At 72.8% G+C, this 20,856-nt stretch carries 23 protein-coding genes and 1 pseudogene; 14 read left to right on the top strand and 10 right to left on the bottom strand.

Going from position 1 to position 20,856, the window contains the following annotated elements; all coding sequences use genetic code 11:
* From HHX41_RS20555 to HHX41_RS20505, 12 genes are read left to right on the top strand one after another with little or no spacing between them, the layout of a single operon-like run.
* Positions 1 to 1,776, top strand: a complete 1,776-nt coding sequence (locus HHX41_RS20555) for a nickel-dependent hydrogenase large subunit (protein WP_169981447.1) — start codon at positions 1 to 3, stop codon at positions 1,774 to 1,776.
* Positions 1,773 to 2,258, top strand: coding sequence for a NifU family protein (locus HHX41_RS20550; protein WP_182907263.1), 486 nt, complete (start codon positions 1,773 to 1,775; stop codon positions 2,256 to 2,258). Before HHX41_RS20555 ends, HHX41_RS20550 begins: the two co-directional genes overlap by 4 nt.
* Positions 2,255 to 2,881 (top strand): DUF5947 family protein, encoded by a 627-nt coding sequence (locus HHX41_RS20545; protein WP_182907262.1) that lies wholly within the window; start codon positions 2,255 to 2,257, stop codon positions 2,879 to 2,881. Before HHX41_RS20550 ends, HHX41_RS20545 begins: the two co-directional genes overlap by 4 nt.
* Positions 2,882 to 2,883: 2 nt before the next feature.
* On the top strand, positions 2,884 to 3,534 hold the full coding sequence (locus tag HHX41_RS20540) for a DUF6084 family protein (protein WP_169981441.1): 651 nt from the start codon (positions 2,884 to 2,886) through the stop codon (positions 3,532 to 3,534).
* On the top strand, positions 3,531 to 4,808 hold the full coding sequence (locus tag HHX41_RS20535) for a hypothetical protein (RefSeq protein ID WP_310742096.1): 1,278 nt from the start codon (positions 3,531 to 3,533) through the stop codon (positions 4,806 to 4,808). The genes HHX41_RS20540 and HHX41_RS20535 overlap by 4 nt, the downstream gene beginning before the upstream one ends.
* Positions 4,805 to 5,290, top strand: coding sequence for a hydrogenase maturation protease (locus HHX41_RS20530; RefSeq protein WP_169981439.1), 486 nt, complete (start codon positions 4,805 to 4,807; stop codon positions 5,288 to 5,290). The genes HHX41_RS20535 and HHX41_RS20530 overlap by 4 nt, the downstream gene beginning before the upstream one ends.
* Positions 5,284 to 5,388, top strand: a complete 105-nt coding sequence (locus tag HHX41_RS42350; protein ID WP_396703585.1) for a DUF6893 family small protein — start codon at positions 5,284 to 5,286, stop codon at positions 5,386 to 5,388. The genes HHX41_RS20530 and HHX41_RS42350 overlap by 7 nt, the downstream gene beginning before the upstream one ends.
* Before the next feature lie 5 nt (positions 5,389 to 5,393).
* Positions 5,394 to 5,801, top strand: coding sequence for a hydrogenase maturation nickel metallochaperone HypA (locus HHX41_RS20525; RefSeq protein ID WP_182907261.1), 408 nt, complete (start codon positions 5,394 to 5,396; stop codon positions 5,799 to 5,801).
* Positions 5,776 to 6,054, top strand: coding sequence for a HypC/HybG/HupF family hydrogenase formation chaperone (locus HHX41_RS20520; RefSeq protein ID WP_396794884.1), 279 nt, complete (start codon positions 5,776 to 5,778; stop codon positions 6,052 to 6,054). Before HHX41_RS20525 ends, HHX41_RS20520 begins: the two co-directional genes overlap by 26 nt.
* 7 nt (positions 6,055 to 6,061) lie before the next feature.
* Positions 6,062 to 7,186, top strand: coding sequence for a hydrogenase formation protein HypD (gene hypD / locus HHX41_RS20515; protein ID WP_169981433.1), 1,125 nt, complete (start codon positions 6,062 to 6,064; stop codon positions 7,184 to 7,186).
* On the top strand, positions 7,183 to 8,265 hold the full coding sequence (gene hypE / locus HHX41_RS20510) for a hydrogenase expression/formation protein HypE (protein ID WP_310742095.1): 1,083 nt from the start codon (positions 7,183 to 7,185) through the stop codon (positions 8,263 to 8,265). The genes hypD and hypE overlap by 4 nt, the downstream gene beginning before the upstream one ends.
* Positions 8,266 to 8,284: 19 nt before the next feature.
* Entirely contained in the window at positions 8,285 to 8,638 is a 354-nt protein-coding gene (locus HHX41_RS20505) for a hypothetical protein (protein ID WP_182907259.1), read from the top strand.
* Between the two features lie 2 nt (positions 8,639 to 8,640).
* Here the strand turns inward: HHX41_RS20505 and hypF are convergent, their stop codons facing one another.
* The 5 genes from hypF to HHX41_RS20480 all read right to left on the bottom strand — a co-directional run bounded on the left by hypF (position 8,641) and on the right by HHX41_RS20480 (position 15,008).
* Entirely contained in the window at positions 8,641 to 10,923 is a 2,283-nt protein-coding gene (gene hypF, locus HHX41_RS20500) for a carbamoyltransferase HypF (RefSeq protein WP_182907258.1), read from the bottom strand.
* Positions 10,924 to 10,951: 28 nt separating this feature from the next.
* Positions 10,952 to 11,278: an STAS domain-containing protein gene (locus HHX41_RS20495; protein ID WP_182907257.1), complete on the bottom strand. Its 327-nt coding sequence runs from the start codon at positions 11,276 to 11,278 to the stop codon at positions 10,952 to 10,954.
* Entirely contained in the window at positions 11,278 to 12,327 is a 1,050-nt protein-coding gene (locus tag HHX41_RS20490) for a B12-binding domain-containing protein (protein ID WP_182907256.1), read from the bottom strand. Before HHX41_RS20490 ends, HHX41_RS20495 begins: the two co-directional genes overlap by 1 nt.
* Positions 12,324 to 13,925 (bottom strand): PP2C family protein-serine/threonine phosphatase, encoded by a 1,602-nt coding sequence (locus HHX41_RS41875; protein ID WP_182907255.1) that lies wholly within the window; start codon positions 13,923 to 13,925, stop codon positions 12,324 to 12,326. Before HHX41_RS41875 ends, HHX41_RS20490 begins: the two co-directional genes overlap by 4 nt.
* A 162-nt stretch (positions 13,926 to 14,087) precedes the next feature.
* Positions 14,088 to 15,008, bottom strand: coding sequence for an ROK family protein (locus HHX41_RS20480; RefSeq protein WP_182907254.1), 921 nt, complete (start codon positions 15,006 to 15,008; stop codon positions 14,088 to 14,090).
* A gap of 166 nt (positions 15,009 to 15,174) precedes the next feature.
* On the opposite strand from HHX41_RS20480, the gene HHX41_RS20475 reads away from it, so the two are divergent.
* Complete coding sequence (locus HHX41_RS20475) at positions 15,175 to 16,116, top strand: sulfite exporter TauE/SafE family protein (protein ID WP_169981527.1); 942 nt, start codon at positions 15,175 to 15,177, stop codon at positions 16,114 to 16,116.
* On the opposite strand, the gene HHX41_RS20470 is transcribed toward HHX41_RS20475, so the two are convergent.
* The 5 genes and pseudogenes from HHX41_RS20470 to HHX41_RS20450 all read right to left on the bottom strand — a co-directional run bounded on the left by HHX41_RS20470 (position 16,098) and on the right by HHX41_RS20450 (position 20,395).
* Positions 16,098 to 16,811, bottom strand: coding sequence for a dienelactone hydrolase family protein (locus HHX41_RS20470; protein WP_182907253.1), 714 nt, complete (start codon positions 16,809 to 16,811; stop codon positions 16,098 to 16,100). The genes HHX41_RS20475 and HHX41_RS20470 overlap by 19 nt on opposite strands.
* 37 nt (positions 16,812 to 16,848) lie before the next feature.
* The gene (locus HHX41_RS20465; RefSeq protein WP_182907252.1) at positions 16,849 to 17,448 is read right to left on the bottom strand and encodes a TetR/AcrR family transcriptional regulator; all 600 of its coding nucleotides are present in this window, start codon (positions 17,446 to 17,448) and stop codon (positions 16,849 to 16,851) included.
* On the bottom strand, positions 17,445 to 18,254 hold the full coding sequence (locus HHX41_RS20460; RefSeq protein ID WP_182907251.1) for an SDR family NAD(P)-dependent oxidoreductase: 810 nt from the start codon (positions 18,252 to 18,254) through the stop codon (positions 17,445 to 17,447). Before HHX41_RS20460 ends, HHX41_RS20465 begins: the two co-directional genes overlap by 4 nt.
* Before the next feature lie 39 nt (positions 18,255 to 18,293).
* On the bottom strand, positions 18,294 to 19,268 hold the full coding sequence (locus HHX41_RS20455) for an LLM class F420-dependent oxidoreductase (RefSeq protein ID WP_182907250.1): 975 nt from the start codon (positions 19,266 to 19,268) through the stop codon (positions 18,294 to 18,296).
* Positions 19,269 to 19,296: 28 nt separating this feature from the next.
* A pseudogene (locus HHX41_RS20450) lies at positions 19,297 to 20,395 on the bottom strand (NADH:flavin oxidoreductase/NADH oxidase).
* A 93-nt stretch (positions 20,396 to 20,488) separates the two neighbouring features.
* On the opposite strand from HHX41_RS20450, the gene HHX41_RS20445 reads away from it, so the two are divergent.
* Positions 20,489 to 20,818: a helix-turn-helix transcriptional regulator gene (locus tag HHX41_RS20445; RefSeq protein WP_182907249.1), complete on the top strand. Its 330-nt coding sequence runs from the start codon at positions 20,489 to 20,491 to the stop codon at positions 20,816 to 20,818.
* Positions 20,819 to 20,856 lie beyond the last annotated feature (38 nt).

The following is a 20,856-nucleotide window of genomic DNA, read 5'->3' as shown; positions in this document are numbered from 1 at the left end:
ATGACCCGGGAACGCGAACTCGTCGAGATGGCCTGGGACCCGATCACCAGGATCGTCGGCAGTCTCGGCATCTACGCGAAGGTCGACTTCGCCAACCGCGAGGTCGCGGAGTGCTACAGCACCTCGTCGGTGTTCCGGGGCTACAGCATCTTCATGAAGGGCAAGGACCCGCGCGACGCCCACTTCATCACCAGCCGGATCTGCGGAATCTGCGGCGACAACCACGCCACCTGCTCGGTCTACGCCCAGAACATGGCGTACGGCGTGCGCCCGCCGCACATCGGCGAGTGGATCATCAACCTCGGCGAGGCGGCCGAGTACATGTTCGACCACAACATCTTCCAGGAGAACCTGGTCGGGGTCGACTACTGCGAGAAGATGGTCCGCGAGACGAACCCGGGCGTGCTGGCGCGGGCCGAGCGGACCGAGGCACCGCACGCGGCCGACCACGGCTACCGCACGATCGCCGACATCATGCGCTCGCTGAACCCGCTCGAGGGCGCGTTCTACCGCGAGGCGCTGGCGATGAGCCGCACCACCCGGGAGATGTTCTGCCTGATGGAGGGCAGGCACGTGCACCCCTCCACGCTCTACCCCGGCGGGGTGGGCACGGTCGCGACCGTGCAGGTGTTCACCGACTACCTCACCCGGCTGATGCGGTACGTCGAGTTCATGAAGCGGGTCGTCCCCATGCACGACGACCTGTTCGACTTCGTCTACGACGCGATGCCCGGCTACGAGCAGGTGGGCCGCCGGCGGGTGATGCTCGGCTGCTGGGGCAGCTTCCAGGACCCCGGGCACTGCGACTTCGACTACCGCAACATGAACGACTGGGGCCGGAAGATGTTCGTCAGCCCGGGCATCGTGGTGGACGGGAAACTCGTCACCAACGACCTGGTGGACATCAACCTCGGCATCCGCATCCTGCTCGGCAGCTCCTACTACGACGACTGGGCCGACCAGGAGCCGTTCGTCACCGAGGACCCGCTGGGCAACCCGGTGGACATCCGCCATCCGTGGAACCAGCACACGATCCCGCATCCGCAGAAGCGGGACTTCACCGACAAGTACAGCTGGGTGATGTCGCCCCGCTGGTTCGACGGGCGGGACCTGCTCGCGCTCGACACCGGCGGCGGGCCGCTCGCCCGCCTGTGGGTCACCGCGCTGTCGGGCCTGGTGGACATCGGCTACGTCAGGTCCACCGGGCACAGTGTGGAGATCAACCTGCCGAGGACGGCGAGCCTGCCGGACAAGACGTTCGAGTGGCGGATTCCCCGGCGGAACGGGGAGCTGCTGTCCAACGCCGTCGAGCGCAACCGGGCCAGGACGTACTTCCAGGCGTACGCCGCCGCGTGCGCGCTGCACTTCGTGGAGCAGGCGCTGGGTGAGGTCCGTCAGGGGCACACCCAGACGTGGTCGCCGTTCACCGTGCCCGACGAGGCGATCTCCTGCGGTTTCACCGAGGCCGTGCGGGGCGTCCTGTCCCACCACATGGTGATCAGGAACGGGAAGATCGCCAACTACCACCCGTACCCGCCGACCCCGTGGAACGCCAGCGTGCGCGACTTCAACGGCACGCCGGGGCCGTACGAGGACGCGGTGCAGAACACGCCGATCTTCGAGGAGAACCCGCCGGAGACCTTCAAGGGCATCGACATCATGCGCACGGTACGCAGCTTCGACCCCTGCCTGCCCTGCGGCGTCCACATGTACCTGGGCCGGGGCAGGCAGCTGCGCGTGGTGCACAGCCCGCACGCCTTCACGGGGACGCCATGACCCACGACGTCGCCGCCACCGGTGAGCGGATCGAGCGGCTCATCGCGGAGCTGACCGGCGAAGGAGCCCGGGCCAGGGCCGAGGAGCTTGTGCGGGAGGTCGTCGGCCTGTACGGCGCCGGCCTCGAACGGGTCATGGCGATCGTCACCGAGGCCGGGGCGGCCGGCGCGCTGCGCGGGCTGGTGGAGGACCCGCTGGTCTCGGGCCTGCTCGTGCTGCACGACCTGCACCCGCTGACCACGGCCGAGCGGGTGCGGGCCGCGCTCGACGGCCACCCCAATGGTCACGGGGCCGAGCTGCTGAGCGTGGAGGGCGGCGTCGTGCGGTTGCGCCTGGAGGAAGCCTCCGGCGGCTGCCCCTCGTCGCGGAGCACCGTCACCGAGTCGATCGAGCGGGCCATCGCCCGGGTGGCCCCCGAGGTGACGCGGGTGGACGTCGAGAGTGCCGTGACTCTGCTGCAGATCGGCAGGCGCCCGTCATGAGCACCGGCCTGCGCCGCTTCCGCGAACGCGAACCGGCCCCGGTCGAGGGGGCGGAACGGGCGGAACAGTGCGAGATGTGCGCCGAACCCCTGGACGGGGAGCACGGGCACGTCGTCGACCTGGAGACCCGGGCGCTGATGTGCGCCTGCCGAGGGTGCCGCCTGCTGTTCGTCCGGCCGGGTCAGGGGCGGTACCACGCCGTGCCCGACCGCTTCCTCTACGCGCCGTCCTTCCACATCTCCCCCGCCGACTGGGACGAGCTGGGCATCCCCGTGCGTACGGCGTTCTTCTTCCGCAACTCCTCACTCGGCCGGACCGTGGCCTTCTATCCCAGCCCGGCCGGGGCGACCGAGTCGCTGCTCCCGCTCGCGACCTGGGAGCGCGTGCTCGCGGCCAACCCGGCGCTGGCGGACGCCGAGCCCGACGTCGAGGCGCTGCTGGTGGACCGGGCTCCGGACGGGTCGTTCTCCTGCCATCTCGTGCCGATCGACGCCTGCTACCGGCTCGTCGGCCTCGTACGGCTGCACTGGAAGGGCTTCGACGGCGGACGGGAGGCGTGGGAGGCCATCGACGGCTTCTTCACCGCCCTGCGCCGGCGGGCCCGCGTTCCGAAAGAGGTTTGACCTTGGACGATGGTCTCCGCTTCGAATGCCTGGACGCCCGGCCCGAGCCGTACGCGGCCTCGCCCACGCTCGTCTTCCGCCTGCGCGTCACCGACCCCTCTCCCGAGGGCGTCCACGCCATCGCGTTGCGCTGCCAGATCAGGATCGAGCCGCGCCGCAGGCCGTACGGCCCGGAGGAGGCGGCGCTGCTCGCGGACCTGTTCGGCGAGCCGGCCCGGTGGGGCGACACGCTGCGGCCGGTGCAGTTCGCCATGGCACAGACGATGGTGCCCGGCTTCACCGGGAGCACGGTGATCGACCTGCCCGTGCCGTGCGGCTACGACCTGGAGGTGGCCGCGGGCCGCTACTTCGCCTCCCTGGACGACGGCGAGATCCCGCTGCTGCTGCTGTTCAGCGGGAGCGTGCTCGCACGCTCCGGCGGGGGCGTGAGCATGCGGCAGGTCCCCTGGCACTGCGAGACCCGCCACCGCCTGCCTGTCGCGGTGTGGCGGGAGACGATCGACACCGCCTTCCCCGGCTCCGGGTGGCTGCGGCTGCGCCGCGACACCGTACGCGAAATCCTCCGTTTCAAGTCCGAACGGGTGCTCGCCACCGTCGACGAAGCCGTGGAAGCCCTGCTGAAAGAGGCGAGCCTGAAGGAGGGATCGCGGTGACCGCGCCGATGGAGGCGGCCCGCCGCGTCGCGGACGCCGTGCTGTACGAGGGCTACCTGCTCTACCCCTACCGCGCCTCGGCGGCCAAGAACCGCATGCGCTGGCAGTTCGGCGTGCTCGTGCCGCCGAACTACCCCGGCGAGCCGTCCGCCAGCGTGACCGAGTGCCTGCTCGAGGCCCCCGACGAGGCCCGGCTCGACGTGCGCCTGCGGTTCCTGCACGTCAGGGGCAAGACGGTCGAGCGCAGGGAGGATGACGGCTACTGGCCCGTGCCGCGGCTGACCGTCGGCGGGCACGACTACCTCAGCTTCGACGAGGCCGGCGAGCGGGAGGCCCGCGCCACGCTGTCCCTGGCCCAGGTGGTCGGCGGGCAGCGCACCATCGAGGTCCGGGTGCCCGGCGAGCGGGTCATCGAGCCCATCGCCGGTCCCGGCGGCGAGCGGACGGGCCGGGTCGTCTGCGAGCACCAGCCGCTCGACGCGGAGATGCGGATCTCCGCCGAACGGCTGCCCGGGCCGTACGGGCTGGTGCGGCTGCGGGTCGAGGTGGAGAACACCGCCCAATGGGAGCGGGCGGACGCGCCGCGTGAGGAGGCCCTGCGCCGCTCGCTGGTCGCCGCCCACCTGCTGATCGGGGTGAGCGGAGGCGCCTTCGTCTCGCTGCTCGACCCGCCGCTGTGGGCCGAGGCGGCGGCGCGGCAGTGCCACAACGAGAACACCTGGCCGGTCCTGGTGGGCGAGCCCGGCCGCCGCGACGTCGTGCTGTCCTCGCCGATCATCCTGTACGACCACCCGGCCATCGCCCCGGAGAGCCCCGGCGACCTGTTCGACTCGACCGAGATCGACGAGCTGCTCACGCTGCGCACGCAGACGCTGACCGAGGAGGAGAAGCGGGAGGCCAGGGTCACCGACCCGCGCGCGGCCGAGATCCTCGAACGGGCCGCCGACCTGCCGCCGGAGCTGCTCGAACGCCTCCACGGCGCCATCCGTCACCTGGAGGTGCCCGCCAGGACGGCGCCGGAGGACGACGCGGTGACCGTGTCCGGGGTGCGGATCGGCAAGGGGAGCCGGGTGCGGCTGCGCCCCGGCGCCCGGCGCGCCGACGCGCACGACATGTTCCTGACCGGGCGGATCGCCCGGGTCGAGGCGGTGTTCCTCGACGTGGACGGGGTGCACCACCTGGCCGTGACGCTGGAGGACGACGCCGGCTCCGATCTCCAGCGTGAGCAGGGACGCTTCCTCTACTTCGCGCCGGACGAGGTCGAACCCGCATGAGAACCCTGGTGGCCGGTGTGGGCAACGTCTTCCTCGGCGACGACGGTTTCGGCGTGGCGGTGGCCCGTCACCTCGCCGCCACCGGCGTTCCCGACGGCGTGGCGGTCGGCGACTTCGGCATCCGGGGCATCCACCTCGCCTACGAGCTGACCTCGGGATACGACCTCGCGATCCTCGTGGACGCGGTCCCGGCGGGTCGGGCTCCCGGCACGCTGTGCGTCCTGGAACCCACCTCTCCCGAGCCGGCGGATCTCGTGGACGCGCACGCGATGACCCCCGGCGCGGTGCTCACGCTGGCCTCCGGCCTCGATCTCCCCCGGGGAGGCAGAGTCCTGCTGGTCGGCTGCGAACCCGCCGACGTGTCGCCGGGGATGGATCTGAGCCCGCCGGTCGCGGCCGCCGTCCCCGAGGCGGCCGGTCTGGTGCTCGAACTGATCGCGAAGGAGTTCGCGGAGTTCGCGGAAGGGGAGCGGCGATGCTGAAACGCGTGGTCCTTGTGCTGCTGGTGGCCGGGGTGGCCGTCCTGGTCGTCCAGTCGCTGCCCGACATCCGACGTTATCTGCGGATCAGAAGGATGTGACCCCGATGCACGAGTTCGGGATCGCCGAGGCGGTGCTGGAGACCGTCGAGCACCGGGCGGACGGCAGACGGGTGCGCCGGGCCCGGGTGCGGGCCGGCGCCCTGCTGCGCATCGCGCCCGCGGCCCTGAACCAGGCCTTCTGCCTGGCCGCCGCGGGGACGGTCGCCGAAGGAGCGACGCTCGACCTGGTCATCGAGCCCGCCCGGCTCATCTGCCGGGGGTGCGGCCACTCCGCGCTGTGCGCGGACCCGCTCACGATCTGCGGACTGTGCGGGGGGATCGACGTCGACACGGAGGGCGGGGACAGCCTCGTCCTCGAATCCATCCAGCTCGACCCCGACACCACTGCGGAGGTGTCCTATGTGCCTGGGCATTCCGGGCGAGATCGTGGAGATCCCGCCGGACCAGACTGACCTCGCCAAGGTCGACGTGAGCGGGGTGCGGCGGGCCGTCAACATCGGCCTGCTCGACGGCCAGCCCCTGGGGCCCGGCGACTGGGTCCTGATCCACGTCGGTTTCGCGCTGTCGAAGATCGACGAGGCCGAGGCCCGGGCCGCGCTGGAGTTCCTCGAAGGCATCGGCCAGGCGTACGAGGACGAACTGGCCGCGCTGCGTGACTCGTCCATCGGCGACTCGTCCACCGGCGACTCGTCCACAGAGAGGTGAAGGACCCATGCGCTTCGTCGACGAGTACCGCGACGCGGACAAGGCGCGGGCGCTGTCCGCCAGGATCGCGAGCCTGTGCGAGCCGGGCCGGTCGTACAAGTTCATGGAGGTGTGCGGCGGCCACACCCACACCATCTACAAGCACGGGCTGGAGGACTACCTGCCCGAGACGATCACGCTGGTGCACGGCCCCGGCTGCCCGGTCTGCGTGATCCCGATGGGCCGCGTCGACGACGCCGTCCACATCGCGGAGCAGCCGGACGTGATCATGACGTCGTTCGGCGACATGATGCGGGTGCCCGGCGGGCGCGGGTCGTTCTTCGACTCCACCGCGCAGGGCGCCGACATCCGCATGGTCTACTCGCCGCTGGACGCCCTGAAGATCGCCCGCCGCAACCCGGAGCGCCGGGTGGTCTTCATGGCCATCGGGTTCGAGACCACCGCGCCGTCGACCGCCATGACCGTGCTGCGGGCGGCGGCCGAGGGCGTGCGCAACTTCTCGGTCTTCTGCAACCACGTGACGATCATCCCCGCGATCAAGGCCATCCTGGACTCGCCCGACCTGCGCCTCGACGGCTTCATCGGCCCCGGTCACGTGTCCACGATCATCGGCTGCCGGCCGTACGAGTTCATCGCCCGCGGGTACGGCAAACCGCTGGTGGTGGCGGGCTTCGAGCCGCTGGACATCCTGCAGTCGGTCTACATGCTGCTGCTCCAGCTCGCCGAGGGCCGCTCGGAGGTCGAGAACCAGTACGCCCGGGTCGTGCCGTGGGCGGGCAACGTCAAGGCCCTGCGGGCGATCAACGAGGTGATGGAGCTCCGGCCGTACTTCGAGTGGCGCGGCCTCGGGTTCATCTCCCACTCCGCCCTGCGGATGCGGGAGAAGTACGCGGCGTACGACGCGGAGCGCCTGTTCGCGATCCCCGGCGGCCGGGTGGCCGACCCGAAGGCGTGCCAGTGCGGCGAGGTGCTCAAGGGCGTGCTCAAGCCGTGGGAGTGCAAGGTCTTCGGCACGGCCTGCACGCCGGAGACGCCGATCGGCACCTGCATGGTGTCGTCCGAGGGCGCCTGCGCGGCCTACTACAACTTCGGCCGCTTCTCGCGGCAGCGGGTGAGGGAGGCGACGCGGTGACCGAGACGACCCGTGAGCGGCAGGTCCTCGAACGCATCGACCGCGCGCGGCAGCGGAAGGCCCGTGTGCGCGAGGAGCACATCACGATGGCCCACGGCGCGGGCGGCAAGGCCACCCAGACCCTGATCGAGGCGGTCTTCCTCGACGCCTTCCGCAACCCGCTGCTCGAGCCGCTGGAGGACGGGGCGGTGTTCGGCGCGGGCGGCGCGCGGCTCGCGTTCACCACCGACTCCTACGTGGTCTCCCCGCTGTTCTTCCCCGGCGGCGACATCGGCGACCTCGCCGTCAACGGGACCGTCAACGACCTGTCGGTGTGCGGGGCCCGGCCGCTGTACCTGTCGGCCGGCTTCGTCCTGGAGGAGGGTTTCCCGGTCGAGGACCTGCGGCGGATCGCGGCGTCGATGGCGAGGGCCGCCGCGGCGGCGGAGGTGTCGATCGTCACCGGGGACACCAAGGTGGTGCAGCGCGGCAAGGCCGACGGCTGCTACGTCACCACCGCGGGCGTGGGACTGCTGGAGCGGGACACGCGTCTCGGCGTCGCGACCGCCCGTCCCGGCGACGCCGTCCTCGTGTCCGGCCCGATCGGCGAGCACGGCGTCACGATCATGCTGGCCCGGGGCGAGCTGGACATCGAGGCCGACGTGACCTCGGACACCGCTCCGCTGAACGGTCTGATCGCCGCCCTCCGGGCCGCCGCAGGCGAGGAAGTGCGGTGCCTGCGGGACGCGACGCGCGGCGGGGTCGCGACGATACTCAACGAGATCGCCCGGGCCTCCGGCGTCGCCGTCGTGGTCGAGGAGGACGCGGTGCCCGTACGGCCCGCCGTACGCGGAGCATGCGAGCTGCTGGGCATCGACCCGCTCTACGTCGCCTGCGAGGGCCGGATGGTCGCGGTCGTGGACGGGGAGGCGGCCGGGGCCGCGCTCGCCGCCCTGCGGGGCCACCCGCTCGGCGAGGGCGCCGCGATCGTCGGCCGTATCGGGGACGATCCCCCGGGCCTGGTGCTGCTCAAGACCGCCTTCGGCGGCACCCGGATCATCGACGTGCTGGTCGGCGACCCGCTGCCGCGGATCTGCTGACCGGGGAGGTGACTTCAAGATGAGCGAGACCGAGCGGGCGGGCGATCTGGCGTTCCGGCCGGAGGCCGCGGGCGAGCCCGGGCCCGGGCGGAAGCCGTCCGCCGAGGAGGAGTCGGGCGTGCCCGCCACGGACACCGAGGCGAAATCCCCTCTCGGCGCGGGCGAGAGCCTCAGCCGGGGAGGCGAGGAGACCGCCCAGCGGGAGCGGGAGCCCGGGCGGGAGCGGGAGCCCGGGCGGGACCAGGAGGGCGTGCGAGGCGAGGCCGACCGGCCGCACGGCCGCTCCACGCTCGAGGACTCCACCGGCATCGAACCGGAGGGGCCCATCGACGAGGAGAGTCCTCCACCGCCCGCGGGCGACCAGGGCGGCTGAGGTCAGGCGCGGTCGAGCGCGGCGGCGACGGCGGCCTGCCCGAGGCTGACGCCGCCGTCGTTCGGGGGGACGCGGTGGTGGGTGAGCACCGTGAAGCCGCGCTCCTCCAGCAGGGTCACGGCCCGGCCGAGCAGCAGCAGGTTCTGGAACACGCCGCCGGACAACGCGACCGTGGACAGGCCGCGGGCCTGCCTGATCAGGGCGCAGCCGTCGGCGACGACGCGGGCCACCGCGTTGTGGAAGCGCGCGGCGACGACGTCGCGCGGCACCCGCGCGCGCAGGTCCTCGGCGACCGCGCGGACCAGTGCCACGCCCGGCACGGTGAACCGCGTGCCCGTTCCGGCGAGGTCGCAGGGATAGGCCTCGTCCACCGCGGGGTCGGCCAGCTGCTCGAACTCGACCGCGGCCTGGCCCTCGTAGCTGATCGCGTCGCGCACGCCCGCGACCGCCGCCACCGCGTCGAACAGGCGGCCCATGCTGGAGGTGGGAGGCGCGTTCCCGCCCCGGCGGGCCAGCGCGACGACGGCCGCCCACCGTCCGGCGTTGCGCCGTACGACGTCCAGGTCCTCCGGGACGTCCCCGTCGTAGGCGAGATCGAGGTAGGCCGCCGCCATGCGCCAGGGCTGCCGGATCGCGGTCGCGCCCCCGGGCATCGGCACCGGCGCCAGGTGGCCCACCCGTTCGAACCCGGCCAGGTCGGCCACGAGGAACTCGCCGCCCCACAGCGTGCCGTCCGTGCCGTACCCGAGGCCGTCGAAGGCGACCCCCGCGACCGGCCCGGCCGCGCCGTTGTCGGCCAGGCAGGAGGCGATGTGGGCGTGGTGGTGCTGCACGCCGACCAGGTCCGCGTCCTGGTCGAGGGCCCACTTCGTGGACAGGTATTCGGGGTGCAGGTCGTGCGCGACCACCTCGGGCGTGATGTCGAACAGCCGCCGGAAGTGCTCGACGCCCTCGGTGAACGACCGCAGGGTCTCGTAGTTCTCCAGGTCGCCGATGTGGTGGGAGACGAACGCGCGGTCGTCCTTGACCAGGCAGAACGTGTGCTTCAGCTCGGCGCCGCAGGCGAGCACGGGCCGGGGGGCCGCCCGGGCGAGCGCCAGCGGATGCGGCACGTATCCCCGCGACCGCCTGATCGGCAGATCGCGGCCCCGGAAGACCCGGACGACCGAGTCGTCCGTGCGGATGTGGATGGGGCGGTCGTGGGTGAGGAAGGCGTCGGCGATGCCGCCGAGCCGTTCCACAGCGTCCTCGTCACGGTAGGCGATCGGCTCGTCGGACACGTTTCCACTGGTCAACACGGTGGGCCCGCCCAGCGCCCGGAGCAGCAGGTGGTGCAGCGGGGTGTAGGGCAGCAGCACGCCCAGCCACCGGTTGCCCGGTGCAACGGACGGTGCGACGGACAGTGCGGCGGAGGCGTCCGGCAGCCGCCGCAGCAGCACGACGGGGCGGGCGGGCCCGGTCAGCAGGCGCTCCTCGGCCGGGTCCACCACGCACAGCCGCCGTGCCTCGTCCAGGTCGCCCGCCATCACCGCGAACGGCTTGTCCTCGCGGTGCTTGCGCGACCGCAGCGCCGCCACGGCGGGCTCGTCCGTCGCGAGCGCCGCCAGGTGGTAGCCGCCGAGCCCCTTGACCGCCAGCACCCCGCCCGCCCGCAGCAGCCGCACGGCCCGCGCGAGTGGGTCGCCTGCCGGGTCGCCGGCGCTCCCGGAACCGACGAAGCGCAGCCGGGGCCCGCACGCGGGGCAGCACACGGGCTGGGCGTGGAAGCGCCGGTCGGCGGGGTCGTGGTACTCCCCGGCGCAGTCCGCGCACATGCGGAAGCCGGTCATCGTCGTGTTCGCCCGGTCGTACGGCACGTCGCGGACGATGGTGAAGCGCGGCCCGCAGCCGGTGCAGTTGGTGAAGGCGTAGCCGTGCCTGCGGTCGGCGGGGTCGGTCAGCTCGCGCAGGCAGGCGTCGCAGGTCGCCACGTCCGGCGAGACGAGCGCGCGCCGGTCCCCGCAGGCCGTGCTGGGCGCGATCACGAACGTCCCACGGCCGGTGACGGCCGCCGGGCGCGTGCTGATCCGCTCGATCACCGCCAGCGGCGGCGGATCGCCGGCCAGCGCGGCGAGGAACTCCTCGACCGGCGCGCTGCCGCCCTCGACCTCGATGAAGACCCCGCGCTCGTCGTTGCCGACGACCCCGGCGAGGCCGAGCCGCGTGGCGAGGCCGTACACGAAGGGCCGGAAGCCGACCCCCTGCACGATCCCCTCGACCCGGACGGCGACGGCACGCCTGCTCACCCGCACATTGTCTCAGCCGGACAAGATCTCAATCGGGGAGGCCCAGCACGTCGTCGAGGGCGACGACCTCGATCAGGTGGCGCAGATAGGGGGTGAGCGCGACGATCCGGAAGCCGGCCCCGCACTCCCCCGCCCCCATGTAGGCGTTCATCAGGACGGCCATGCCCGAGGAGTCGATGAACTTCAGCCCGGCCAGGTCGAGTTCGAGCAGGCGCAGGTCTTCGGCGAGCGCCTTGTCCACCGCGGCGGACGCCTCGTCCGCCGCGCCGAAATCGAGCTCACCGGTCATCACGAGGCGTACGGCACCGGGCTCGGAGACAAGCGACTCCACCTGGAACGGGAGCGTGTCCTGCATCAGACGCTCGTCTCTGTTCGCCGGACCGCGCAACACGTCCGTGCCGCGGTGACGCCCTCGGTCAGCAGCGCCCGGGCGCGGGGGCAGTCCGTCAGTACATCATGGAAGACGCCCAGGCCGAGCACGACGGACTCCGCCGGCACGTTCCGGGCCACCAGCACCCGGCAGGTCCAGGTGACGAAATCGGTGAACAGCGAAGCGTCGTGGACGTACGTCGCGGCGATCAGGAAATCGGCGAGGTGACCGAGGTCCTCGCCGGTGTGCTCCAGTTGCCGCGCGCTGTAGCCGCCCATCGGGGCGTACGACTCCCTGAGCGTGTCCATGACGCGGGACAGCAGTTCGGCGCGGTGCCGGGTCAGGTACGTGTACTCCTCGTCGCCCAGATGGGCCGCGCCGTTATAGGCGGCGGGGAAGGACGGCAGCCCGGCGGCGAGCCGGTCGGCCGCCGCGTCGGCGGTGGGCGCCCACGCGTCCGCGCCGAGCAGCCGGGCGTAGCGGCCGTCGGCGCCGAACCCGGCCCCACCGGCCAGCACGGGGATGCCCACGGCCTGGCAGGCCGCGATGGTGGCGTGGGCCCGGGGCAGCCGGGTCGGCAGCGTGCAGCCGAGCGCGACCACGTCGGGCCCCGTCTGGTGCAGATGGGTGATCAGGTGCGGCCCGGGCACGCTGGCGCCCAGGAAGTCGACGTCCCACCCCCGCAGGCGCAGCACCTCCGCCATGATGCGGGTGGGCAGCGCGTGATACTCGCCGTCGGCGCAGGCCACGGCCACCCGGCCGCGTGTCGGCGCCGGCCGGACGTGCCCGCTGACGGCGGCCACCGCGCGCTCGCTGACCGCGGTCGCGCCGTGCTCGCGCGCCACCGACCACTCGTTCGACGCCCACAGCTCGCCCACCCGGCGCTGCCCCGGTGCGATGACCCTCAGCAGCACGTCCTCGGCGGGGACGCCCCCGTCGATCAGGCCCACGACCAGGTCGACCGCGCCGTACTCGTCGGCCCGGCCGATCAGCTCCAGGTAGCGCTCGGTGGCGGCCTCCAGGTCCGGCGTCATCGCGACGTCCCCCTCCCCGCGCGCACGGCGAGCAGTGCGCGGTCGTCCTGCTGCCCGCCCCGCAACCACTCGGTGCTGAGCTGCTCCAGCCGCTCCACCAGCGCGTCGACCGGCATGCCGGCGCAGGTCGCCAGCGCCCGCTTCAGCCGCTCTTCGCCGAACATCTCCCGGCCGCTCGGACCGCCGAACGCCTCGGTGATCCCGTCGCTGTACAGCAGGCACACCTCGCCGGGCCCCAGGTCGAGCGTGACGGGCCACAGGCTGATCTTCTTCAGCGCGCCGAGGAGCGAACCACGGACGGCGACCTCCTCAACCGTGCCGTCCCGGCGCAGGACCAGCGGCGGCGGGTGCCCGGCGACGGCCAGGTCCACCAGCACGTGGTCGCCGGGGGCGCTCCGCAGCGCCGCGAGGATCAGCGTGACGTAGGAGTTCGGCGACGGGGACGCGAGCAGCGACCGGTTGAGCAGTTCGAGCAGCCGCTCGGGACGGCTTTCCAGCAGCAGCAGCGTACGCAGGCTGTGGCGGACCTGACCGGCCAGGACCGCCGCGCGGGCGCCCTTGCCGCAGACGTCGCCCAGGATGACCAGCGGAGGCCGATGCACGATCCCGCTCTCCGGCGCGGCCTCGGGCAGGTAGACGTCGTAGAAGTCGCCGCCGATGGCGCCCGCCTGCTGCGAGGCCCGCAGTCGGCCGGCCAGCCGCATGCCCTCGATCTCCGGCAGGTCGGGCGGCAGCAGGTCGCCGGTCAGGATGGCGTTGACCGTGCTCTGCTCCCGGAACAGGGAGGCCGCCGAGATCGCGGCGCCGGCCCGGGTCGCGAGGTCGCGCGCCATCACCTGGTCGTCCTCGCCGAACGGCGGCCGCCCGGCGCGGCGGGCGAGCGCGATCGCACCGGCCGGCACGGCGTTGCCGGGCAGCGGGAGCACCAGCAGGTGGCCGACCGGGCCGAATCCCTCCGGCAGCAGCCAGTCCGGCGTGCCGGCCGGGTCCTGCCGTCCCGCGGCGTCCTCCCGCAGGCCCGCGAGCGCGTCGGTCAGGCCGGGCACCTCGGCCGCGGCGGCGGCCGACACGACGCCCTCGTCCGGGCCGGAGCTGCCGGAGACGGCGCGCACCCACTCCATCCGGCGGCGGGCGGTGGGCGGCAGCAGCACGATCGCCGCGTCGCACAGGAAGTCGGTGCCCAGCTCCGTCGCGGCCCGGGCGCACCGGTGCGGGTTGAGCGAGGCGGACAGGCGCCGCGCGGCCTCCAGCAGGAACTTCGTACGCAGCGTCTGCTGCGGTTCTCGGGGCGTTTCCGCGGTCAGATACCAGGCGGTTCGGCCTTCGCCCAACTCCTCCGCGCGGACCCGGATCTCCCGGCCGCCGTACGTCACGGTCCGGCCCTCGGGGGCGGACGGGACGACGTCGAGCAGCGCGGGCAGGGGCAGCCCCGGCTCGAGCCGCGGCACCAGGCGGACCGCCGCCGGGTTGGCCAGCGTCACGACGCCGTCGGCGTCGCACAGCACGACGCCCTCGCCGCCGCGTTCGAGCAGCGCCGCCATGAGGTCGGGGGACGCGGCTCTGTGGCGCGGGTCCGCCGAGCCGGTGGCCCATTTCACCTGTGCGTTCCCGTCATGGCCGCGTTCCCCCGATGTCGATTCAGTCCTCCAGCCTACCTTTGCCCCATAAATGGAGATATCGCGCCAATTAGGGTCAATTTGGTGGGATTGAGCGGCCCGTGGTGCCCCTCGACGCTCCTTGTGTCGGGAGGCCCGGACAGGTCAGGTGCCCGGGTTGCCCTGGATCAGGACGAGGGCGGCGGCGCCGAACAGCCCGGCGTCGCGGCCCAGAGAGGTCGGGTCCACCCGCAGGCGCCGCAGGAAGCCGAGCCCGGCGTTCCTCTCGATCGCCTGCTTGAGCGGGTCGAAGAGAATCGGCCCCGCCGCGGCCACGCCTCCTCCGATGACGACGTGGTCGAGGTCGAACAGGGCGGACGCCGTGAGCACGGCGGTGGCCAGCGCGCCGGCGGCGCGCCGGAAGGCGAGTACGGCGGTGGGGTGCCCGGCCCGGGCGTCGGCGGCCAGCGCCCGCGCGTCCGCGCCGGACCAGCCGTTCGCGGCGGCCCACCGGACCATGCCGGGCCCGCTCGCGATGGTCTCCACGCACCCGGCCCCGCCGCAGGGGCACGGCTCGCCATCGGGGTCGACCGTGATGTGCCCGATGTGCCCGGCGTTGCCGGTCGGGCCGACGTACGGCACGCCGTCGAGGACGAAGCCCCCGCCGACGCCGGTGGAGACCACCATGCCGAGCATGGCCCGGCTCCGCACCGCGAGGTCCTCGCCCAGGCCGCGCCACCACTCTCCGAGCGCCATGCACTGGCCGTCGCCCGCGAGCCGTACGGGCCGGCCGGGAAGCACCTCGCCCAGGGCGTCCACCAGCGGGAACTCCCGCCAGGTGGGGATGTTCACCGGGCTGACCGTGCCCCGGCGGGGGTCGAGCGGCCCGGCCGAGCCCACCCCGATCCCGTCCAGGCGGGCGGGCGCGACGCGCTCGGTGATCCGGCCCACGACCTCCGACAGCGTCTCGTCGGCCGAAGCAGGGCCGCGCAGCGGCACCTCGGCGCGGGCCAGCATCTCGCCGTCGGGCGCGACGGCCGCGGCGGCGAACTTCGTGCCGCCGATGTCCACCGCGAGTACGGTCATCGCCGCATCCCCGGCCCTTCGACCACTGGCACTCCCGCCACTTAACCGGATAAGCCCGGGCAACCGTATTCGTTCGACGACCATCACGTCAACGGTCGCCCGCCCCAGGGGGTATCCGTATTTCCGATGGGTTTGGTAGGGTAAGCGAGTGGATTTCGACTACACCATGGCGATCGGTTCCTTCCTGGTCGCCGTCGTCGTCGGCCTGACCGGGATGGGCGGCGGCGCCCTGATGACGCCCATGCTCGTGACGTTCTTCGGCGTGCCGCCCCTCGCCGCCGTCTCGAGCGACCTCGTCGCCGCCGCCGTGATGAAACCGGTGGGGAGCTTCGTGCACCTGCGCCGGGGGACGGTCAACCTGCGGCTCGTCGCCTGGTTGTGCGCCGGCTCGGTCCCCGCGGCGTTCTGCGGCGTGCTCCTCGCCCGCGCGCTCGGCGACGGCGAGGGCGTGCAGAACGTGATCCAGAAGGGCCTCGGCATCGCGCTGCTCATCGCGGCGGCGGGCCTGGCCGTACGCGGCTATCTCGCGATGCGCGACCGCGCCGAGGGCCGCACCCCCGAGACCGGCCGCCGTACCGCCGCCCCCGGTGAACCGGCCGCGACCGAGATGCCCGCCGTCACCGTACGGCCGCTGCCGACCGCGCTGGTGGGGGCCGTGGGCGGGCTGGTGGTCGGCATCACCTCGGTCGGCTCCGGCTCACTGATCATCGTGGCCCTGCTGGCGCTCTACCCCGCGTTGAAGGCCAACCAGCTCGTCGGGACCGATCTCGTCCAGGCCGTGCCGCTGGTCATGTCGGCCGCGCTCGGTCATCTGATGTTCGGCGAGTTCACGCTGTCGGTCACGGTTGCGCTGCTGGCCGGCTCGATCCCGGGCGTCTACCTCGGCTCGCGGATCTCCTCACGCGCCCCCGGCGGGCTGATCCGCCGCGTCCTCGCGTTCGTGCTGCTCGCCTCGGCGCTGAAGATGTTCGGCGTCGGCAACACCGAGACCGTCTGGATGCTGCTCGCCGTGCTGCTGCTCGCCCCGGCCTTCTGGATGCTCCTGCGCGTGCGGTGCGGCCTGCCCGCGCTCCCCTGGAAGCGGGAGGCTCAGACCGCCGGGAGGTGACGGCGCAGGAAGTCCATGGCCAGCGCCCACGCCGCACGGCCCGCCTCGGGGTTGTGGAACATCGGCGCGTAGAAGTTGTGGAAGGCGTGACCGGCCTCCTCCTGCACGTGGACCTCCACGCCCGGCCGCCCGGCCGCCGCCTCCTCCACGATCGTCACCCGGTCCCGGGGGATGTAGGGGTCCCGCCCGCCGAAGTGGAACTGGATCGGGCAGCGGATGTCGTCCAGCAGCTGCGGCGCGTCCGGAACGGCCGAGCCGTAGAAGGACAGCACCGCCGACAGGCCGCTTTCGTCACCGCGGGCCGCCACCGCGTAGGCCAGCGAGCCGCCGAGGCAGAAGCCGAGCGCGCCGGTCCGGCCCGTCACCTCGGGCCGCGCGGCGAGCGCGCCGAGCGCGGCGGCGCAGTCGTCCGCGGCCTTGCCGGGGTCGAGGTCCGCCACCTGCTCCAGCGAGGCGCGCAGCCCTTCCTCGTCGTGCGCGGCCGCCCAGCCGGGGTTCAGCCGCCAGAACAGGTCCGGGACGCCCACGACGTAGCCGAGCTCGGCGAGGTCGGCGGCGACGGCCCGGATATAGTCGCTCACGCCGAAGATCTCCGGGATCAGCAGCAGCCCCGGGCCGCTCCCCCGCTGTGGAATCCACAGGCGCAGGTCGAACCCGCCGTCCGCGACCGTCACCGTCTGCGTGCGCTCGGACATCCGTTCCTCCCCATCCGCGGTGCCGAGCGCGATCATCTCACGCGCCGTACGGGCCTCCGCTCAGGGACCGCCAGATGGGCTCGGGCAGCAGCCGGGCGGCCTCGTCGAGGTCCACTCCCGGCTCGCCGGCGACCCAGCGGCGGGCGACCTCCGCGACCGGGCCGATCAGCAGCATCTCGATCATCGATACCGGCAGGTCCGCGACCGCCCCGGACGCGAGGTGCGGGCGCAGCCACGCCACCAGCGCGTCGAGGCGGGGTTCCTTGGCCACGGCGGCCGTCTTCTGCTCCAGGTGCCCGAGGTACGGCGAGGCGTGGAGGAACCGCGCCTTGACCGGGCTCGCCCGCACGAACCCGAGATAGGCCTCGACCAGCGCGTGCACCCCGGAGCGGGGGTCGTCCACGCCCTCCAGCGCCGCGATCAGCACGTCGAGCAGGTCAGCCATGCATTCGGAGTAGAGCGCGGTCGCCAGGCCGTCGAAACTGCCGAAGTGATGGTAGAGGCTGCCGACGCTGACCCCGCTGCGTGCCGTGACCGCCCGCATCGTGAAGCCCTGCGGCCCGTCGTCGGTGTAGACGGCGAGCGCGGCGTCGAGCAGCCGCCGCACCGTCTCCTCGCCGCGCCGCTGGCGGGTCACGCCGTCTCTGTCAGCGCAGCGGCCTGCCGCCACAGCGCCTGCGCGATCTCGGGATCGCGCGCGACGGGGGCGAGTGGGGTCTCGTCGCCGATCTCGAAGTAGCGCCCGGTGCCGCCGGAGCCGTCGAGGGCGAGCCGTACGACGGGTTCGGCGCCGTCGTCCGGGGTGCCCCAGGTGCGCTTGACCGCCTTCAGCACGAGCCCGAGCACGCCGCCGCGAGCTCCGAGATCGGTCCGGATCACCCCCGGGTGGACCGCGTCGATCGTCACCCCGGCATCCTGCCATCGCCGGGCGAACAGCGGCACCATCATCAGGTTGCACAGCTTGGTGTCGGCGTACGTCCTGACGGGGTGGAAGTTCAGTCCGGTCACCGTCCGGCCGGGGTCGGGCCGGCCCTTGACGTACAGGCCCGCGCTGACCTGCACCACCCGCGTGCCGCTCGCCCGCAGCCGCTCCTCCAGCAGGTGGTTCAGCAGGAACGGCGCCAGATGGTTGACCGCGAACGCCCGCTCGACGCCGTCCCCGGTGATCTCACGCCGGGCCGGCCAGATTCCCGCGTTGTGCACCAGCACGTCGATCCGCGGACAGGCCTCCAGCAGCGCGGCGGCCGCCGCGCGCACCGACGCCGTCTCGGCCAGATCGGCGGTCACGAGCACCGCGTCGCCCGGCAGGGCCACCCGCGCCGCCTCCCCGCGCACGGGATCGCGGGCCACGATCACCACCCGGAACCCCTCGCGGGCGAGACGGGCCGCGACCGCCTGCCCGATGCCGCGCGAGCCGCCCGTCACCACAGCGGTGGATGTCATGCGCCGACTCTAATTAGAGCAACTCTCTAGATCAAGTCTCTAATTCTTTCCCAGGTCGCGCAGCGCGGGGAGGAGCTCCTTCTCCGACCACTCGAAGAACTCCCGCTGCCGCTCCCGCCCGACCTGCACGAGCGCGAGGTGGGTGAAGCCGGCGTCGGTGTACTGCCGCACGGCCTCGACCACGGCGTCCACGTCGGCGCCGCAGGGCACCTTCTCCGCCACGTCCTGCGGCCGCACGGTCTCGGTCGCGGCGGCGAAGTTGACCGGCGCGGGCAGCTCCGACATGACCTTCCAGCCGGTCACCGCCCAGCGCCACATGCGGTGCGCCCGCTCGATCGCGGCGTCCCTGTCGGGGTCGTAGCAGACGGCGAGCTGGCCGTAGACGGGCTTGCCCTCGCCGCCGGACGCGGCGAACTTCTCCACCAGCGACCCGTCCGGGTCGGTCGCGACGAGGCCGTCGCCGAGCTCGGCCGCGATGTCCACCGACTGCTCGCCGGACGCGGCCACCGCGATGGGCACAGGCCGCTCGGGCAGGTCGAACAGCCGAGCCGAGTCGATGTCGAAGTACTCGCCGCGGTAGTTGCGGTAGCCGCCCTGGAAGAGCTCCTTGATGACCTCGATGGCCTCACGGAACATCTCGTGCCGGGTGTTGACCGGCGGCCAGCCGTGCCCGACCACGTGCTCGTTCAGGTTCTCGCCCGCGCCCACGCCGAGGGTGAACCTGCCGTCGCTGAGCACGCCCACCGTGGCCGCCTTCTGCGCCACCACGGCCGGGTGATACCGCATGATCGGGCAGGTCACGTACGTCATCAGCGGCAGCCGTTCCGTGGCCTGCGCCACCGCGCCCAGCACCGACCAGGCGTACGGAGAGTGGCCCATCTCCTCCAGCCACGGGAAGTAGTGGTCGGAGATGACGGCGTAGTCGAAACCGGTCCGTTCGGCCGCGACCGCGTCCTCCACCAGCTCCTTCGCGGGCGTCTGCTCGCACATAAGAGTGAAACCGATCTCTGCCATACGGCCACCCCTACCCACGTTCGGGCGTTCAGACCGCCCAGTCGTACTGGTCGGGCAGGCGCCCGGCCGCCCCCAGCTCGCGCGCCGCGTTGTGCGGCCAGTAGGGGTCGCGCAGCAGCTCACGGCCCAGCATCACCGCGTCGGCCCGCCCGGAGGCGACGATCTCCTCGGCCTGGCGCGGCTCGGTGATGAGGCCGACGGCCGACGTGGGCAGGTCGGTCTCCGCCTTCACCCGCGCCGCGACCGGCACCTGGTATCCCGGCTCCACGGGGATCCGGGCCTTCGGCGCGTTGCCGCCCGTCGAGACGTCGAGCAGGTCCACCCCGTGGGCGAGCAGCTCCTTGGCCAGCCGTACGGTGTCGTCGGCGGTCCAGCCCTCGCGGGGGTCCCCGGGGGTTCTCGCTCAGCCAGTCGGTGGCCGAAACCCGGAAGAACACCGGCAGCTCGTCCGGCCATTCGGCGCGCACCGCGTCGACCACTTCCAGCGCGAAGCGGGCGCGGTTGGCGAAGGACCCGCCGTACCCGTCGGTGCGCCGGTTGCTGAACGGCGACAGGAACTCGTGGATCAGGTAACCGTGGGCGCCGTGGATCTCCACCACCTTGAAACCGGCCGCGAGCGCGCGGCGCGCGGCCGCCGCGAAGCTCGCCACCAGCCGCCGGATGTCCGCCTCGCTCAGCTCGTCCGGCACCGGGTGGCCCTCGGCGAACGGGATCGGGCTGGGCGCGACCGGCCGCCAGCCGTGCTCCTCGTGGCCGACCGGCGCGCCGCCCCTCCACGGGCGGTCGGCGGACGCCTTGCGCCCCGCGTGCGCGAGCTGGATGCCGGGCACCGTGCCGTGCTCGGCGAGGAACCGGGCGATGCGGCCGAACCGCGCTTCCTGGCGCTCGTTCCACAGCCCGAGATCCGCGGGACTGATCCGGCCCTCGGGGGACACTGCGGTGGCCTCGACCACGATCAGACCGGCCCCGCCCACCGCGCGGGAGCCCAGGTGAGCGAGATGCCAGTCGGTGGGGACGCCCTGCTCCGGCCCCTCCACCGCCGCGCTGTACTGGCACATGGGCGACATCCAGACGCGGTTGGGGATGGTCAGGTTCCGCAGGGTCAGGGGCTCGAACAACGCGCTCACGCCGCGCTCCTCTCGTCGTCGGGACTCTTGTACGATAGCTCTCGTAGTACGCAATCTGTCAAACTACGAAGACCGTCGTACAAAGGAGGCCCGATGACCCCTCGGACGCTCGACCATCCGGACCGGTCCGAGATCCGGCTGGAGGACGTGCTGCACGCGCTGTCCGATCCCGTACGCCTCCAGGTGGTGGGTTATCTCGCCGGCAGCGGCGAGTCGTCGTGTTCGGCGATCGACCTCGCGGTCAGCAAGTCGACGACCACCCACCACTTCCGGGTGCTCCGCGAGGCGGGCGTGATCAGGCAGGTCTACCGGGGCACCGCGAAGATGAGCTCCCTGCGCCGCGAGGACCTCGACGCCCTCTTCCCCGGCCTGCTCGACACCGTGATCCGGGCGTATGACACACAGCGAGCCGCCACACCGTAACTGTCCAAATTGACTTGACCAGTCACACTCCTTTGCCC

Source organism: Microbispora sp. H13382, assembly GCF_014161445.1.
GTDB lineage: Bacteria > Actinomycetota > Actinomycetes > Streptosporangiales > Streptosporangiaceae > Microbispora.
This window is presented reverse-complemented; position numbering and strand designations above follow the sequence as displayed.